Below are 16,437 nucleotides of genomic sequence, written 5' to 3' on the forward strand. Positions count from 1 at the left end.
CCCCGGGTGCCGGACGGTCCGTGTCCGGCACCCGGCGTTCGTCAGCGGCGCACCCGCACCTGGTCCCCACCGCTCGCCGGCGCCGGGATCGCCCCGCCGGCCGGACTGGTCCGCAGCCGGCGCCGAACTCCCCGTACCAGCGCACCCGCCGTGTAGGTCGCGCCGTGCACGAAGCGCATCGCCGGGCCGAAGCCGGCGGCCGTGACCAGGCCCGCCAGGAACAGACCGGGGTGCGAGGACTCGAAGTCGCGGCCGACCTCGGGGGAGCCGTCGGCGACCGCCGCCAGGCCGGTGCGCAGGTCGTCGGAGAGCAGTGACAGTCGCTCTCGGGTCGCGGTGAACCCCGTTGCCGCGATGACGTGTTCGGTCTCCAGCGCGCGCAGCGACCCCACGCTCCGGTCCAGCGCCTCAAGACGCAGCCCGCCCGGTACCGCGCGTGCCGCCGTGACCTCGTGGCCGAGCAGTACCTCGACGCCCGACTCCACCCGGTCCCGTACCCACCAGGCACCCGCCGGGCCGAGGGCGCTCGCGGCGATGCCGGCCCGGGTCCGCTCGGGCAGTCGGTGGAAGAGGCCGGGGCGCTCGGCGTAGAACCAGTTGCGCCAGCCGCAGCCCAGGCCGCTGTGCGGGGAGCGGGCCGACTGCCACCAGGGGCGCACCCACGGCGGCGGTACGTCGTTCCAGCACAGCCCGTCGGCCCGCGCCAACACCCGTACGCGCGTGCCCTGTTCGGCGAGCAGGGCCGCGGTCTCCAGGGCCGCCTGGCCGCCGCCGATGACGGTGACGTCCTTGCCGCGGAAGCGGGCGAGGTCGCTGTGGTGGCTGCTGTGCGAGACGAGGGAGGGGTCGAGGGCCCGCAGTGCCGAGGGGATCTCCACGAACGGCATGACGCCGACCGCCAGCGCGACCGTCCGCGCGTGCAGCACCTGGCCGTCGTCGGTGACGGCCTCGAAGCCGCCGGGGCAGGGCGCGACGCGGGTGATCGTCCGCTCGTCCACCTCCGGCACGGCGTTGCGGGCGAACCAGAGCCCGTACTCGGCGAACATCTCCACCGGGATCGGCTCCCCGTGCCGTGCGGCCACGCCCTGGCCCGCGCAGTACACGTCCAGGCGCCAACGGGCCGCCGGGTCCGAGAGGTTGGAGGCCCACGGCTCCGACTTGAGGAACATGCCGCCGGGCATGTGGTCGCGCCAGGACGCCATCGGCCGGCCGAAGACACGCAGGGTCAGCCCGGCGGCCGCGGCGTGGGACGCGATGGACAGGCCGTACGGGCCCGCGCCCACCACCAGCAGGTCGTACATCAGCAACTGCTCGCTTTCTCGTCGTCGGAGAGGTCGGAGGGGTCGGACAGGTCGGACGGATTCGTGAGGGGGGACAGGCCGGGTGTCGGGGCGGCCGCCTGGTGCACCACGCGGGCGGGTGCCGCCGAGGGGCCGGACACCGCACCGGTGGCGCGCACGCGGTCGCGGAGGCGGGTGGAGACATGGCGGCCCCACAGGGGCCACAGGGCGCGGCCGGGTTCACGGTCGTCGTCGGCGTGCCAGGCCAGCTCGCGGCCGGCGGGGGCGGGGCGCAGCGCGGCGAGCGGCGCGTAGTTCTCCACCACGAACTCCCGCCCGGCCAGCGGCGCCGGCGTCGGCAGCGGACGGTGGGTCAGATCCAGGTGCAGGGCGCGTACGACGTCCAGTCCCGCGCCGTCGCCGAAGAGGCGGAACTGGGCGCCGGGGCGCGGGTTGAAGTCGAGGAGGTGATAGCGGCCGGTGCGGCCGCAGCGGCGGAAGTCGAGGTCGAGGATGCCGCGGTAGCCGAGCTCACCGGTGAGGCGTTCGGCCAGCGCCGTCACCTGCGGGTTGGGCGTCCAGCGGCCCACCGCCGTCAGGCCCGCGCCACGCGGCCAGGCCCGCAGCTTGAGGCCGGCTCCGCCGCCGCGGACGGCGCCCGAGCGGTCGACGTAGCCGTGGAAGAACCAGTCGCGCTCGGGGCCTGGTGGCAGGAACGCCTGGAGCAGGAGTCGGCTGCCCGCCTCCTCGGAGCGCAGGTACAGCTCCCGCGCCTCCTGCGCCGAGCGCACGACGACGGTGCTGCGCAGGCCCGTGCCGGTCGGCACCAGCCAGGGCCGGCTCCACTTGGCCACCAGTGGCAGCCCCAACTGCCAGGCGGCGGTGGCGGCCTGGGCCGGGCTGTCGGGGATCAGCGTGGTCGGGTGCGGGACCTCCAACGCGGCGCACAGGTCGGCCAGTTCGGCCTTGTCGGCGACGCGCCCGGGCACCGCGCCGGGCATCGCCGGCAGCAGGTAGGAGGGCGCGAGTTCGTCGCGCAGCCCGCCCACCGCGACGGCGCTCGCGTCGTCCATCGGGATCAGCACGGCGGGGCGGGCGATCCGGGCGGCCACCCGGCGCAGCGCCACGGCGATGTCCTGGGCGGCCGCGCCCGGGCGCGGCGGTGGGTGCAATTGACGTACAAAACGCGATCGGGAAACGGGACTTCCGGTGGAATCCGCGACCACGTGCACATTCACCCCCACTCTGCCGAGCGAGCGCACGGCGCCGAGTGTGCCGTGGTGAAAGGGATTCCGGTCGATTCGCAGGAGAACCGCGGGGACGCGGATGTCAAACAGCGACACGGGCATTTTTTCTTCTCACTCGAAGGCCGTAGTGGCGGTGGCGTGATTGCCGTTCATATGACTGAGTGTCAGTAAAGGAAATCCGAGAGTGGAGATTCGAGAGTGGAGAAAGGAGCAGGTATGACCCAGCAGCGACGTCCCCGGTCCCGGCGGCTGGCGGTCGTGACGGCCACCGTCGTCGTGTCGGCTGTCCTGGCGTCCGGACCTGGCTTCGCCGCGGGGGTGGTGCGGGTCGCCGATCCTCCCGCTCCGACGCCGACGTCCCCGGCACCCGCGGTGACGCAGCCGGCGGTGGAGGCCCCGACGGCCCCGCAGCCCCTGCCCGTCCAGACCCCGGCCGCCCAGGTCCCAGCCGTGCCGACCCCGGCCGCTCAGACCCCGTCCGTGCCGACCCCGCCGACCAAGACCCCGGCCGCCGAGCCCAAGAAGGACACCCCTGCCTTCGGCGCCTACCTCGACTACGGGGCCCGCGGCGTGGCCCGGATCGCCGAGCTCAGCCGCTGGCTGGGCGGCGCCGAGCTGCGGGTCGGGCACACCTACCTGCCCGGCGACCGCTGGAGCAACATCGAGGGACCGCCCGGGTTCCTCGACGTGTGGGCGGACTGGCGCACCGAGCGGGACGACCGGATGCTCGTCCTCAACGTCCCCATGCTGGAGCGCAACGAGGAGGGCGTGCCCGACTACCAGGTGCGTTCGCTGCTGCGGCAGGGCGCGGCCGGCGACTTCGACCGGCACTTCAAGGCGCTCGCCCAGCGCCTTGTCGACCTGAAGGTGCCGGACACGGTGATCGTGCTCGGCTGGGAGATGAACGGCACCACATACACCTCCCGCTGCGGTCCGGACCCGGAGTCCTGGAAGAAGTACTGGAACAGGATCGTCACCACCATGCGGTCGGTGCCGGGCCAGAAATTCCGGTTCGATTTCACGCCGACGCGCGGCCGGGACGCCGTTCCCTGGACGCAGTGCTACCCGGGTGACGACACCGTCGACATCCTCGGTATGGATTCCTACGACCAGCCGTCCGGGCTGACCTTCGACGAGCAGGTGAAAGAGCCCTACGGACTCCAGGAGCACGTGGACTTCGCCAAATCCCACGGCAAGCCCATCTCCTATCCGGAATGGGGACTCTTCCGCAACGGCGACAACGCCGAGTACATGAAGCGGATGCTCGCCTGGATGGACGAGCACAAGCCGCTGTACAACACGCTGACCGACTACTGCCCGCACGGTGTGTGGCAGTGCTCGTCGAACCCGAAGTCGTCGAAGGTCTACCGGTCCGTCCTCTTCGGCCGCACCGACACCCCGGCCACACCGACCGAGCCCACCACACCCCCCAAGCCGACCGAACCGACCACTCCGACCACACCGCCCAAGCCCAGCACCCCGCCCACCCCGGTGCCCCCGCCCAACTGCTCGCCGATGGACCTCGGCGACTGGGTCGAGTACTGGATCGGCGGCAAGCTGTGCCTGCGCCTGGACTGGTGGTCGCGCAACCGGTGAGTCCGGACCGGCGGCGGGCCGTTCACGGTCCGCCGCCACCGCGCTCCCTCCACGTCCGCACCAGCTCCTTGCCCCGCCGCCGCGCCGCCACGTCACACACGGCCGCCGCGAGCAGCGGGGCGGTACGGCGCCTGGCCAGCAACAGCCTCTGGTTTACGACGGGTTCGGGCCGCCAGTGATGCTTGTACGGCTCGTTGCCGCGCAGCAGGCTCAGCGTCCCCCGGGCATGCTCCGCGCACGCGTCGAGGAGCATCACGGCCACGTCCGCCTTGCGTTCGCGCAGGCACGGGTGGGCGCCGTACAGATAGCCGCCCGCGAGGCGCCGGGACAGCAGGGTGAGATCGACGGCCACCACGTCGTCGTCGAGCCGGAACTCGGTGACGACCGCGTCCCCGGAGCGGACCATCGGCCCGACCGAGCGCACCAGGTGCTCACAGAACCGGGGCCGCAGATGCTCGGACGTCACCTTCCGCCCCTGCCACTGGAGTTGGTGCAGCTCCAGCAGCCGGCGCAGTGCCTTGTCCACGTCGTCCGGTGTCACGACGTGCCGTTCGACGCCGAGCGCGGTCAGCTTGCGCAGTTTGGCGCGGACCCGCTGGGCCTTGCCCGAGGGCAGCCGGGCGACCAGGTCGGTCATCGGCAGCGCGGGCAGCTCCAGGCACAGCGAGTCGCCCACCCGGCGGCGCGGCCCGCGCCAGCACTCGTAGACCCGCTCCGCCGCGCCGCCGGGACGCACCTCGCGCAGGTCGATCAGCGCGGTGCGCGCGCACGCGGCCAGCCCCTCGGTGAGCGCGGTGACGGCCTCCTCGCCGCGCTCCTCGTCCAGCAGGACGTCCCCGTAGTCGGAGATCGCCCCGCCCAGCGGCACGAGCGCGGGCATCGGGCGCCGGACCCGCATCAGCGGTGCCACGCCCACGAGTTCGGTGCCGTCGCGCACCAGGAGCAGCCGGAGCCGGCCGGGCCTGCCGTAGGACAGCCACCACGAGTGCAGCCAGGCGTGGCTCTGGAACGGGGTCGCGGACGGGCAACGGGCGTACAGCCGCGCCCAGTCCGCGCCGAGTTCGGCGAACTCGCCCTCGTCGGTGACCAGTCGGGTCGTGTACGTCACAGCTGGCCGTGGGCTTCGGCGGCGACGGCCGGGCCGGGCACCGAGGCGGGCCGGCCGGCCTCGGCAGTGGCGGTCCGGCGCGGTCGGACCAGCAGCACGAGGCCGCCGAGCAGCCCGCCCGCGCTCGCCCCGACCAGACCGGTCACCGCCGGGGAGGCCGAGGAGGGGGCGGTCGGCTTGGTGGCGCGGGCGAACTGCTGGAGCTCGACGTTGGTGGTGTCCTTGACGTCGTTGGCGTGCCGGGTCAGGGCGCGGGAGACGGCGTTGGCCATGTCGGCGGCGCGGTCCGCGCGTTCGGAGGTGGCGGTGATCGCGACCATCGGGGCGTCCGGCGAGGTCGCCGTCTGCACGCTCGACTGCAGCGTCTTCACCGGCACGCCCGCCCACACCTGCGCGTCCCCGAGCACCGCGAGCTGGGTCGCGACCCGCCCGTAGGCCTGCGCGAAGCCCAGCGCGGAGGCCGGGTCGGACTTCTCGGTGGGGACGGCGACGACGTAACTGGTCGCCGTGTACTCGGCCGGCTGGACCAGGCCGTATCCGCCGCCGAGCAGGCCGCCGGCGAGGGCGCCGGCCGCGACGAGGGTCCACGGGGGCAGGGCCCGGGCGCGGGTCAGGGCGGCGGGACGGCGTGGGCCTGAGGTGTTCTCGGTCATGGGGAACTGGCTCCCTGGGGTGAAGGGGACGGGGACAAGGACGACGACTTCTCGGGGACCGCGGCCGCGTAGACGTTCATCAGCCGGGCGGCGCTGCGGGTGATGCAGTAGTGGCGGGCCGCGTCGGGGGCCGCGCGCGGGCCCGGCTCCGCGGCGCGGGCCGCGGCGATGGCGGCGGCGAACTCCTCGGCCCCGCCCCGCACTTGGCGTGCGCCGGACGCGGCACCGGGAGGCAGGTCCTCGATCGCGGGGCAGGACGCGTAACGCACCGGAAGGCCGGACGCCAGCGCCTCGATGATCGCCAGGCCGAACGCCTCCTCGGGACACGGCGAGCCGAGCAGGTCCATCGCGGCGGTGAGGGAGGGCAGATCGGGGCCGGGCGTGCCGTCGGAGACGTAAGGGCGTTCGCCGGTGAACAGGACCCGGTCGGCGACCCCGGCCTCGTGCGCGATGCGCCGCAGGACGTTCTCCTCCGGGCCGCCGCCGACCAGCAACAGCCAATAATCCTGCGGCAGTTGCGCCAGGGCGTGGATGAGGACGTCGAAGCGTTTGCCCGCCGTGAGCCGGCCGATCCCGCCCACCACGTACGCGCCCTCCGGCAGCCCGAGCCGCTGGCGGGTGCGGTGGCGCCGGACCGGGTCGAAGCCGAAGCGGGTCAGGTCGATGCCGTTCGGGACGACCTCGATGCGCGGCCCGGGCACGCCCCAGCGCTTGAGCCGGTCGGCGACGGTGGGGGAGACGGCGACCGTGGAACGGCCGAGGCGCTCGCTGGCCAGGTACAGCCCGCGCACGCCCGCCGTGAGGCTGCGGCCCTCCATCTGCGAGTCGCCCAGGGAGTGTTCGGTCGCGACGATCCCGCGCACCCCGGCGAGCCGGGCGGCGAGCCGGCCGTAGACGCAGGCCCGGTAGAGGTGGGTGTGCACGAGGTCGTAGCGGCCCGAGCGGATCAGCCGCACCAGCCGGGGCAGCGCGGCCAGGTCGCGGTTGCCGGCCATGCCGAGGTGCGTGACCCGCACCCCGTCCGCGACCAGACCGTCGGCGACCGCGCCCGGGTTGGTCAGCGTCACCACATCGCAGTCGACCGGCAAGTGCCGCAGCAGCAGCCGCAGTTGCTGCTCCGCACCGCCCACGCCGAGCCCGGTGATGACATGCAGCGCCTTCACCGCAGCCCCTCGACGGGACGCCGACGCAGGCGGTGCAGCCGGTACTTGAGGTGGAGGCGTACGGAGGTGTCGTTCTGCCCGATGTGCACGCGGGGGAGCGCGAGCAGGCCGTTGAGCTCGCCGGGGTCGATGGCGCAGGCGTACGCGTACCCGGCGTCCCGTACCGCGTCCATGGCGCGCTGGTCGATCGTCCCGTACGGATAGCAGAAGCCGATGGGCAGCACGCCCGTCAACTCGGCGAGCACGGACCGGCTTTCGGCGACCTCGGCCTTGAGTACGGCGTCGTCCGCCTTGGTGAGGTCGACGTGCGTGAGGCCGTGCGAGCCGATCTCCACGCCCTCGTCGGCCACGCGCCGGATGCCGTCGTCGGTCAGCAGGGGCTTGCGCGGGCCCAGCGGGTCCCAGGCGTTGTCGCCGCCGAGCCGGCCGGGCAGCACGAAGAGGGTGGCGCCGAAGCCGTGGTCGCGCAGCACCGGCAGGGCGCCGTCGAGGAAGTCCGCGTACCCGTCGTCGAAGGTCAGCCCGACCAGGCCGCGGCCCTCGCCGCGGGCCCGGGCGGCGAGCAGGTCGGCCATGGAGACGCCCCGCAGACCGCGCCGACCGAGCCATCTCAGCTGGGCGTCGAGGCGTTCGGGGGTGACGGTGATGCGGTACGGGTCGTCCGAGCAGTCACCGACGGAGTGGTACATCGCCACCCACGGGACCGGGCCGGGCGCGCGGCGGCCGGCGGTGGCTGGGGAGTCAACGGGTGCGGCCATGCGTCAGCCTTCGGGTCGCGGAACGGACGGAACGGAGTGCGGGGACGACACCCTCGGCGTCGAGGGCCCAGCACAGGAGGAGGAAGACGGTGGCCACGGTGACCGTGCCGGCGGCGAGTCCGGGCACGGCGGAGTCGACCCGGCTCGCGACGAAGGCCCCGGCCACCGTGGCGACCACCGCGGCCCGGGCCGGCCTGCTCAGCTCCACCAGCACCCGCCGGGTGCGGATCGGCACACTGCGCGGGCCCATGCCGGCCAGCAGGAGTACGGCGGTGACGGTGATGCCGGCCGCGTTGGCGACGGCGATGCCGCAGACGCCCCACGGCACGAGCGTCCAGGCGCCGATCCAGGACGTCACGACGATGCCGGCGGCCATCGCGACGACCGGGTACCAGGTGGCCCGGCCGGCCGAGAAGTAGGAGCGGACCAGGACACCGGTGAGGGTCTGGCCGAGCAGGCCGAGGGCGTACACGCGCATGACGCTCGCCGTCGCCGCCGTGTCCTGGGCGGTGAACGCGCCCCGCTGGAAGAGGAGTTCGATGATCTGCGGACCGCAGGCGATCACCGTGGCCGCGCCGAGCAGCACCATGGCCGCGGCCAGCGCCAGATCGCGTTCCACGCGGCTGCGGGCCCGCTCGGTGTCGCCGTCGGCGAGCGCCCGCGCGACCACCGGGAAGGTGACCGTGCACAGCATCATCGACAGCGTCATCGGGATCTGCGCGACCTTCTGCGCGTAGTTCAGGTGCGAGATGGCGCCGGAGTGGAGGTTGGAGCCGAGGAAGCGCTCGATGAGCACCTGCGACTGGCGGCACAGGGCGAACAGCAGCACGGTGGCGACGAGGGCGAAATCGATGGGGCGCACGGTCTGCTTGCCGGCGCCCATGCCAGTGTCAACGCCCCCGCCAGTGCCGACGCCAACGTCAGTGCTGGTGCCGGAGTCACCGGCGCCGGCGCCGCCCGCCGCGTTCGCGGTGCTTGGCACGCCCTGCGCGCCGGCGCCCTGCGCGCCGACGCCCGACGAGCCGACGCCCGCCGCGTCGGTGCCCGCTGTGCCCGCACCGGATGCGTCCACGCCGGTCCCGGCCGCACTCGCCGTACTCGCCGAGCCCGCCGCCGACTTCGCCACGCGCCTCAACTGCCGTACGAGGGAAGGCGCCTGGATCGCCACCATCAACAGCCCGCCCACCGCGACCCCGACCGCCGCCGAGCGCACCCCCCAGCGCCCGCCGAGGACGAACATCGCGGTGATGATGCCGGTGTTGTAGGCGACGTAGATCGCGGCCGGGGCCAGGAAGCGGCGGTGGGCGCGCAGGGCCGCGCTGCAGTAGCCGGCCAGGCCGAAGCTCAGGACGCAGGTCGCCGTCAGGCGGGTGCAGTCCACCGCGAGGGAGCGGTCGGGCAGGCCCGGGGCGAGGGCCTCGACCACCCAGGGCGCGGCGGCGGCCAGGAGGGCGCCGACCGCGACGAAGGCCAGCGAGAGGCGGGGCAGCGTGGTGGCGACCAGGGCGCGCACCGGGTCGCCGGGGGCGCCCTGCGCGCGGCGGGCCAGGGCCAGGCTGAACGCCGGGATCAGCGCGAAGGCGAGGCCGTCCTCGATCAGCAGCGTGGCCGCGAACTCCGGCACGGTCCACGCGACCAGGAACGCGTCCGTCTCGCTGCCGGCCCCGAACAGCCGGGCCAGCGCCTGGTCGCGGATCAGCCCGAGCAGGGCGCCGGCGATGGACATCGCGGCCGTGACGAACGCGGCCTTGGCGAGGAACCCGCGGGAGACGGGGGCGAGTTCGGTGACGCTGTCGGACTGCGCCCGGGCCGCGGGGACGGCCGCCTTGGCGTCGGCGTCGGTGTCGGCGTCGGTCCCCGGGGTCCGTGAGGGCGTCACTGTCATCGCGCGGCGGCTTCCTCGGCGCGCGCGGCGACGGGGAGCGTGGCGGCCGGTGCCCGGTCCGAGCCGCGGGCGCCGACCAGCGACCACCAGGCCACCAGCCCGAAGCACACCGCCGTCAGCACGGTCGAGGGGCCGCCGATGTCTGCGTACACGAAGTCGATCAACTGCCAGACCAGCAGGCCGCACGCGACGAGCGCGCAGTCGAGGCCCTTGCCCGTGCGGCGCGCTCGCCACAGGCCGTGCAGGCCGCAGACCAGCAGGGCCAGCCAGCTGCCCGCGAGGGCGAGCAGGCCGATGAGGCCCTGTTCGGCGAGGACCAGCAGGTACATGTTGTGCGGGGAGAGCAGGGGCTGCTTGCGGAAGGCCGCGCCCGCGCCCTCGGTGTCGCTGCCGGCGGACAGGGCGAGGGAGGCGTGCGCGTCCCGGTGTTCGGGGAAGCCCTTCAACCCGACGCCGGTGAGCGGCTGTTCGCGCCACATGTCGACGGCCGCCGCCCACATCGTGTACCGGTCGACGACCGACTGGTCGGGGGCGTCGGTGACTTGAGTGATGCTGTCGATCCGTTCCTGCAGCATCGCGGAGCCGACCCCGAAGCCGCCGACCAGGATCACCCCGGCGGCGACCGCGACCGCGCCCACCTTCAACGCCCGCCGCAGCCCGGCCAGTACGAGCTGCACCAGACAGGTCGCGGCCGTGGCGATCCACGCCCCGCGGCTGAAGGACAGGGCGAGCGGGATCAGCAGGGCGAGCGCGCAGCCGACGGCAATCGCCCGCTGCCGTACGGAAGTTCGGCCGACAGGCCCCAGTGCCAGGCCCAGTGCGCAGATCAGTCCGAAGGAGACGACCGTGGCCATCCCCATCACGTCGGCCGCGCCGAAGGTGCCGACGGCCCGGATCTCCTCGCCCTGGTAGGAGGCGCCGGTCCCGGTGACGAACTGGTGCACGCCGATCGTCCCCTGCCACAGCGCGAGGCCGACGAACGACCAGGCCAGCAGGCGGAAGTCGCCCCGGTCGCGGACCAGCAGCACGACGGCCGCCGGGACCAGCACGAAGACCTGGAGGTAGCGGCCGAGGCCCCCGATCCCCTCGCCCGGCGAGGCCGCCCCCATCGCCGCGATCGCGAGCCCGATCACCGGCAGGCCCAGGACCACGGCGGAGGTACGGGTCAGGGGGCGCCGGCGGTCCCGGACCAGCCGGATCCCGCAGTACAGCACCACCAGCGCGGAGACCGCGTCGGCCGGGCCCGCGCCCCCGTCGCCGCCGGGCGCGAGGGGCAGTCCGAGCAGGGCGATCACGGCGATCACCGGGAGGACGGGGGACCACTCCCGCACCCTGGGCAGGGTCAGCGCGTGGCTCATCGGCTCAGCTTCCCGTCGGACGCACGAGTGAGGCGGCGGTGCGCAGGAGGATGCAGATGTCCTGCCACAGCGACCAGTTGTCGATGTAGGCGTTGTCGAAGCGGGCCCGGTCTTCGATCGAGGTGTCACCGCGCAGCCCGTGGATCTGGGCGAGCCCGGTGATGCCGGTCCGCATCCGGTGGCGTGCCGCGTAGCCGGGGTAGGTCTTGCTGAACTGGGCGACGAAATAAGGGCGTTCGGGTCTCGGCCCGACCAGGCTCATGTCGCCCCAGAAGACGTTCCACAGCTGGAGCAGCTCGTCCAGGGAAGTGCGGCGCAGGAAGCGGCAGAACCACGACATGCGGTGCTCGTCGGCCACGCTCCAGCGGGTCGCCGACTCGTGCTCGTCGACCGGGCGGTGGGTGCGGAACTTCAGCAGCGTGAAGGGGCGCCCGTCCTTGCCGATGCGCTCCTGCCGGAAGACCACCCCGGGCCCGTCGCTGAGCCGCAGCACCACCGCGCACACCAGCAGCAGCGGACTGACCAGCGCCAGGAGCGTTCCGGACACCAGCACGTCCAGCGCCCGCTTGCCGACACTGCCGCGCCGCCGCCCGTAGCCCATGTCGAGCCGCCGGCAGGAGAACCCGGCGAACTGGTGGTTCGAGGCGTACGACGGTGAGTCCGCGTCGACCTCCCACACCGCGCACCCCGACTCGGCGAGCGCGCGCAGCAGCGGCCCCTGCTGGGTCCGTACCGAGGGATGCACGCAGAGCACGTCCCGTACGCCGTTCTGGATGAGCGCCCGCTGCACCTCCTGACCCGTCGTCAGAACGGGCAACCCGTCGGTGCCGTCAGGGTGTTCGGCGACGATGCCGACCGGCAGCACGCCACTGCGCGGGTGGCGCAGGACGGACGCGGCCACCCGCTGAGCGGTCGCCGCCGGGCCGATCACGAGGGCGGTACGGGGGCGGGTCAGCCGGGCCGTGCGGCGGCGCCAGTGCACCAGACCGCGGCCTGCCGAGGCCGCCGCCGACTGGATCAGGAAGCCGAGCAGCAGGGTGCGCGCCGAGAGCGCGTGCTGCGGGGAGTGCGCCGCGACGAGCGACGCGAGCGCCATCCAGGACACCGCGATCCGGCCGCAGACGGCGGGCAGTTCGTCCAGCACGCCCGGCACCGGCCGGGGTACCTGGGTGCGCAGCAGCATCGACGCGGCGACCAGCACCGCCATCAGCAGCGGGCCGTGCGGGACTCCGAGGAAGACGAGGGCGCCGACCAGGGCGGCGGCGAGGTCCGCGGCGAGCAACGGCACCGGGGACGCGGGCCGGGCCGGCGGGCGGCGGGCGGGGAACCGGAAACCGGCGGTGGTGCCGCGCGGCATGACCGAGAGGGGTGAGAATCCGAGATCCCGTGGCTGCCCGCCGGGCGAGGGGACCGTACTTTCCGCAGTCACGAGGGGATGGACTCCCTGCACTCGGTGGGCACGACGGGTGCGGTGGGCGCGGTGCCCAGCAGCTCGCGGTACACGGCGGCGACCGCCTCGGCCGCGTGCCGCACGTCGTGCGTGGACAGGACGTATCGGCGCCCGTGGTGGCCGAGCGACTCGCGCAGCAGCGGGTCGAGCAGCAACTCTGCGCACGCGTCGGCGAGTTGGGACGGGTCGTTCGGGGGTACGAGACAGCGCGGCGCCAGCTCCGGCGGCAGGCTCTCCCGGGCGCCGTCCACGTCGGTCACCACCACGGGCCGCCCGCAGGCCATCGCCTCCAGCGGCGCGAGCGCCATGCCCTCCCAGCGCGAGGGCAGCACCACCAGATCGGCGGCCTGGTACCAGGGGACCGGATCGGCGACGGCCCCTGTGAAGACCACGGACTCGGGGGCGCGCGCGGCCAGTTCGGCACGGTCCGGCCCGTCCCCGACCAGTACCAGCCGGGCCGCGGGCACCCGCCCCACCACGGCCTCCCACGCCTCCAGCAGAACGTCCTGCCCCTTCTGCCGGCACAGCCGCCCCACACAGACCACGAGCGGAGCCGCTGGATCCCCGCCGGGCAACAGCGTCGCCCGTACGGTGTCCACGGCCGCGGGGTGGAAGCGCTCGGGATCGATGCCGTTCGGTACGACCGTCCAGCGGCCGTCGATCCCGGCGTGCACGCCGGTCGCGCGCTCCCCTTCGCTCACACACACCACCCGGGAGGCCCAACGCGCCCCCCACCGCTCCCACCTGAGCGCCAGCGCCGCCGTGCTCCCGCCGACCGCCTCGAACGACCAGGCGTGCGGCTGGAACACCGTGGGGATCCGCCCCCGCACCGCGAGCCGCCCGGCCAACCCGGCCTTGGCGCTGTGCGCGTGCACCAGATCGGGCCGTACGTCCGCGAGGACGCGGCTCAGTCGGCGTACCTCTCCGACGAGAGCCGGTCCTGGCGAACGCGCCGCCTCCCAGTGCCGTACATCGGCGCCCAGCGACCGCAGCCGGTCCGTGAGCGGGCTCTGCGGACAGGCGACGGTGACGTGCAGGCCGGCTGCGAGCTGAGCCCGCGTCAGGTCCGTGACGACACGGGCGACCCCGCCGTCCACCGGCTGGGTGAGGTGCAGGACCCGTGGCCGAGGGTCGGGTGCTGACAGGTGCATTGCGCGGTTTCCTCGCTCACGGACGGCGCTCGGGACTGCGGGCGGGAACGCGCCTCACTGCTGTGCGTCGACGGCCGCGAAGAGCACGCCGGCCCATGCCGCGTCCCGCTGGGAAACGAGCCGGAAGGCCAGCTGGTCACCGCCGCGTCGCAGAGCGCTGCCGATATCGAACACATCGGAGTCGTAGCCGAGCGTGTTCGAGTACGCCGGAACCCGGGATTCCGAGGCCGTGCCGGGCTGCGAGATGGTCGAATTCAGTACGTCGTCACCGGGATTGGCGGAATCGGCCAACGGGGTGTTCGAACCACGGTTGGTCGACAATGTGATCGAATCACCGGTGCGTGCGCGGTCGCCGTTGTACGCGACGAGCCCGACCCGGCCGCCGGCACCCTTCGGAATCCGCGCGCCGCGCAGCCGGATCTCGCGGCCCGCGCCGGGCTCCAGCGAGTCGAAGCCGTCCCACAGCGACAGCCGCCGCAGCGGCTCCGCCGCGTTCTCGTACGCCACCACCAGCGTCCAGCCGCCCCACGCGCCGGCGGCCGACTTCCCCATCGCCACATTGACCTGCGCCACGGTGTACAGGCCCGAACTGCTCTCCCGGACCAGCTTGGTGACGTCCGCCGAGGCCTGGAACGCGTCCGCGCCCTTCGCCACCCGGTGCCCCACGACGGTGTCCGCGAGGACCTGCTTGTACTCCCCGCCGGGCTCCGCGATCAGCACCCGCCCGTTGTCCTTCGGCGGCTTCTGCTCGCCCACCTTGAGGTTGCCGCCCCAGTACAGGCGCGCGTACGTCACCCGGGCGCCCTGCGGCAGCCGGACCTCGGCGCGGGAGGAGTTGTACGTGTTCGGGTCGCGGTCGACATCGACGTAGAACATGTCGAAGTCGCCGTTCGCGCCCCGGCCGCCCTCGCGGACCGCCGGGCAGGCGGGGGCGCTCCTGGTGTCGCCGGTGCGGCAGCTGATGGCCGCGTTGGCCGCGCGGACGATGCCGCCGTGCTGCACCGCGTGGTAGCGCTCGGCGAAGGGGAGGCGCGGTGCCTCGGTGGCGGGCGGCGCGGCGGCCCGCGCGCCCCCGGGTACCCAGATCGTCGCGAGGGCGAGGACTCCCACCGTCGCGCGGCGCAGCGGCGGACCCAGAGAAATGCGCATGACCGGGTGGCCCTTTCGGGAAGTCAGGGGGCGTCATGAATGCGATTTGCTTGCAATAGGGGTGTGTGAGGAGGTGCGCAACTCTAGCCGCTATGCGTATTAATCCGGCGAAACATGACATGTGTGTCGGAATGGTGAAGGGGCCCTCTTTTCGGGATCACTCCATTGGCGGCACAACCCGCGTGGGCGTCGCGCGTTGACACAGCGCCGGGTGTCCGCCCGGATGTTTGTGTCAACCCCCAAGGAGCACCTCTCCATGTCGCGTATCGCGAAGGGCCTGGCCCTTACCACCGTCGCCGCCGCGGCCGTCGCCGGCGGCGCCGGCATCGCTTCCGCCGACAGCGACGCGCACGGCGCTGCCGCCCACTCCCCGGGCGTGCTGTCGGGCAACGTCGTCCAGGTTCCGGTCCACGTGCCGGTCAACGTCTGCGGCAACACCGTCAACGTCATCGCGCTGCTGAACCCCGCGTTCGGCAACGAGTGCGCCAACGACTGACGTCTGTCGACGCAGCGCAACACCCCGAGCCGGCCGTCCTCCCGTGGTTCCATCACGGGCGGGCGGCCGGTTCTTGTTGCCCCGAATGGGGGGTGGGGTGCCGGACTTGGCGTGCACCCGTCGACGCGCTTCTCACCAGGGAGGACGTCGGAGGCGCCGGGATCGGGGCATAGCTGGGCGTGCTCGTTCGGTTGCAGAGTGCAGTGAGCGCTTTCACGGTGGGCACAAGATCCGACGCACCACCGAAAGGAACACCCATGCGTGCTCTGCCCGCACGGCGTATCGCCTCCACCGCGCTCAGCGCCACCCTCCTCATCGGCCTCGCCGCACCGGCGGCCGTCGCGGTCGACGCCTACTCGACCCGGGAGCAGAGCGTCCGGGCCGCGGCGCATGCGCCCGTCCCCGGCGCGGACGCGCTCCTCGCCCAGGTGAAGGGCCTGGGCAACCTCGGCGCCGTGCTCACCCCGGTCACCGACCTGCTCAACGCCGTGCTCGCCGCCGACAACGGCCAGCTCTCCGCCGACCAGGCGACCAAGCTCGGCGACGCCGTGAAGGACGCCATCGCCAAGGTCACCGCCGCGGCCCCGGCCGCTCCGGCGGTTCCCGCGGCGCCTGCCGTCCCGGCGACTCCGGCGCTGCCCACGACGCCGGCCCTGCCGGCCGTGCCGACCCTGCCCGGGCTTCCCACCACGAAGAGCGGCGGCGACGTCGAGGCGGACGACGCCAAGGCTCAGGCGCAGGCGCCCGCCGACCTCACGGCCGACGCCCTCGCCGCCCTGCAGAAGGCGGTCACCACCCTGCTCGCGGCGGTCACCTCGGGCGATGTCGCCCAGGTCGTCCCCGCGGTCACCGGCGTCCTGACCGGCCTGGTCAACGTCCTCGCCGCCACCCTGCTGGCCGGTGGCCTGCCCGCCCCGAGCCTGCCCGGACTGCCGGCCCTGCCCGCCCTGCCGGCGGCACCCGCGCTCCCGGTGGCACCGCCGGCGCTGCCCGCGCTGCCGACGAGCTGATCCCGGGCGCGCGCCGACCGGCGTACGCCTGCGGGCGGATGCCGAAAGACGTACGCCGACGGGCGCGTGCCGAAAGGCCGTCCGGCCGATCCTTTCCGGGTCGGCCCGGCGGCCTTTTCATATGAGGATGAGA

14 protein-coding genes are annotated in these 16,437 nt (G+C 73.8%); 3 read left to right on the plus strand and 11 right to left on the minus strand.

Annotated features, from left to right (window positions below):
• Nucleotides 1–41: 41 nt before the first annotated feature.
• Nucleotides 42–1,301: an NAD(P)-binding domain-containing protein gene (locus tag ACWDR3_RS08820; RefSeq protein ID WP_450351752.1), complete on the minus strand. Its 1,260-nt coding sequence runs from the start codon at nucleotides 1,299–1,301 to the stop codon at nucleotides 42–44.
• On the minus strand, nucleotides 1,301–2,623 hold the full coding sequence (locus ACWDR3_RS08825; protein WP_450351753.1) for a carboxylate--amine ligase: 1,323 nt from the start codon (nucleotides 2,621–2,623) through the stop codon (nucleotides 1,301–1,303). Before ACWDR3_RS08825 ends, ACWDR3_RS08820 begins: the two co-directional genes overlap by 1 nt.
• A gap of 120 nt (nucleotides 2,624–2,743) precedes the next feature.
• Between ACWDR3_RS08825 and ACWDR3_RS08830 the strand changes: the two genes are divergently transcribed.
• Nucleotides 2,744–4,123 carry a glycosyl hydrolase gene (locus tag ACWDR3_RS08830; protein WP_450351754.1) on the plus strand — a complete coding sequence of 460 codons (1,380 nt, stop codon included), beginning with the start codon at nucleotides 2,744–2,746 and terminating at the stop codon, nucleotides 4,121–4,123.
• A gap of 22 nt (nucleotides 4,124–4,145) precedes the next feature.
• Here ACWDR3_RS08830 and ACWDR3_RS08835 read toward each other — a convergent pair whose 3' ends face one another.
• From ACWDR3_RS08835 to ACWDR3_RS08875, 9 genes are read right to left on the minus strand one after another with little or no spacing between them, the layout of a single operon-like run.
• Nucleotides 4,146–5,231, minus strand: a complete 1,086-nt coding sequence (locus tag ACWDR3_RS08835; protein ID WP_450351755.1) for a GNAT family N-acetyltransferase — start codon at nucleotides 5,229–5,231, stop codon at nucleotides 4,146–4,148.
• Nucleotides 5,228–5,884, minus strand: a complete 657-nt coding sequence (locus ACWDR3_RS08840) for a lipopolysaccharide biosynthesis protein (protein ID WP_450351756.1) — start codon at nucleotides 5,882–5,884, stop codon at nucleotides 5,228–5,230. The genes ACWDR3_RS08835 and ACWDR3_RS08840 overlap by 4 nt, the downstream gene beginning before the upstream one ends.
• Entirely contained in the window at nucleotides 5,881–7,047 is a 1,167-nt protein-coding gene (locus tag ACWDR3_RS08845) for a glycosyltransferase (RefSeq protein ID WP_450351757.1), read from the minus strand. Before ACWDR3_RS08845 ends, ACWDR3_RS08840 begins: the two co-directional genes overlap by 4 nt.
• Nucleotides 7,044–7,805 (minus strand): polysaccharide deacetylase family protein, encoded by a 762-nt coding sequence (locus ACWDR3_RS08850; RefSeq protein ID WP_450351758.1) that lies wholly within the window; start codon nucleotides 7,803–7,805, stop codon nucleotides 7,044–7,046. Before ACWDR3_RS08850 ends, ACWDR3_RS08845 begins: the two co-directional genes overlap by 4 nt.
• Entirely contained in the window at nucleotides 7,789–9,690 is a 1,902-nt protein-coding gene (gene murJ / locus ACWDR3_RS08855) for a murein biosynthesis integral membrane protein MurJ (RefSeq protein WP_450351759.1), read from the minus strand. The genes ACWDR3_RS08850 and murJ overlap by 17 nt, the downstream gene beginning before the upstream one ends.
• Nucleotides 9,687–11,048, minus strand: a complete 1,362-nt coding sequence (locus ACWDR3_RS08860) for an O-antigen ligase family protein (RefSeq protein ID WP_450351760.1) — start codon at nucleotides 11,046–11,048, stop codon at nucleotides 9,687–9,689. The genes murJ and ACWDR3_RS08860 overlap by 4 nt, the downstream gene beginning before the upstream one ends.
• Nucleotides 11,049–11,052: 4 nt before the next feature.
• Nucleotides 11,053–12,477: a sugar transferase gene (locus ACWDR3_RS08865; protein ID WP_450351761.1), complete on the minus strand. Its 1,425-nt coding sequence runs from the start codon at nucleotides 12,475–12,477 to the stop codon at nucleotides 11,053–11,055.
• Nucleotides 12,474–13,649 carry a glycosyltransferase family 4 protein gene (locus ACWDR3_RS08870; RefSeq protein WP_450351762.1) on the minus strand — a complete coding sequence of 392 codons (1,176 nt, stop codon included), beginning with the start codon at nucleotides 13,647–13,649 and terminating at the stop codon, nucleotides 12,474–12,476. Before ACWDR3_RS08870 ends, ACWDR3_RS08865 begins: the two co-directional genes overlap by 4 nt.
• Before the next feature lie 54 nt (nucleotides 13,650–13,703).
• A complete protein-coding gene (locus tag ACWDR3_RS08875) occupies nucleotides 13,704–14,798 on the minus strand; it encodes a DUF3344 domain-containing protein (RefSeq protein WP_450351763.1) in 1,095 nt (364 codons plus the stop codon).
• 256 nt (nucleotides 14,799–15,054) lie between these two features.
• On the opposite strand from ACWDR3_RS08875, the gene ACWDR3_RS08880 reads away from it, so the two are divergent.
• Nucleotides 15,055–15,294, plus strand: a complete 240-nt coding sequence (locus ACWDR3_RS08880; RefSeq protein ID WP_401721332.1) for a chaplin — start codon at nucleotides 15,055–15,057, stop codon at nucleotides 15,292–15,294.
• Between the two features lie 257 nt (nucleotides 15,295–15,551).
• Nucleotides 15,552–16,304, plus strand: coding sequence for a hypothetical protein (locus ACWDR3_RS08885; RefSeq protein ID WP_450351764.1), 753 nt, complete (start codon nucleotides 15,552–15,554; stop codon nucleotides 16,302–16,304).
• The last annotated feature ends 133 nt before the right edge of the window (nucleotides 16,305–16,437 follow it).

This window comes from Streptomyces sp. NPDC001002 (assembly GCF_053599215.1).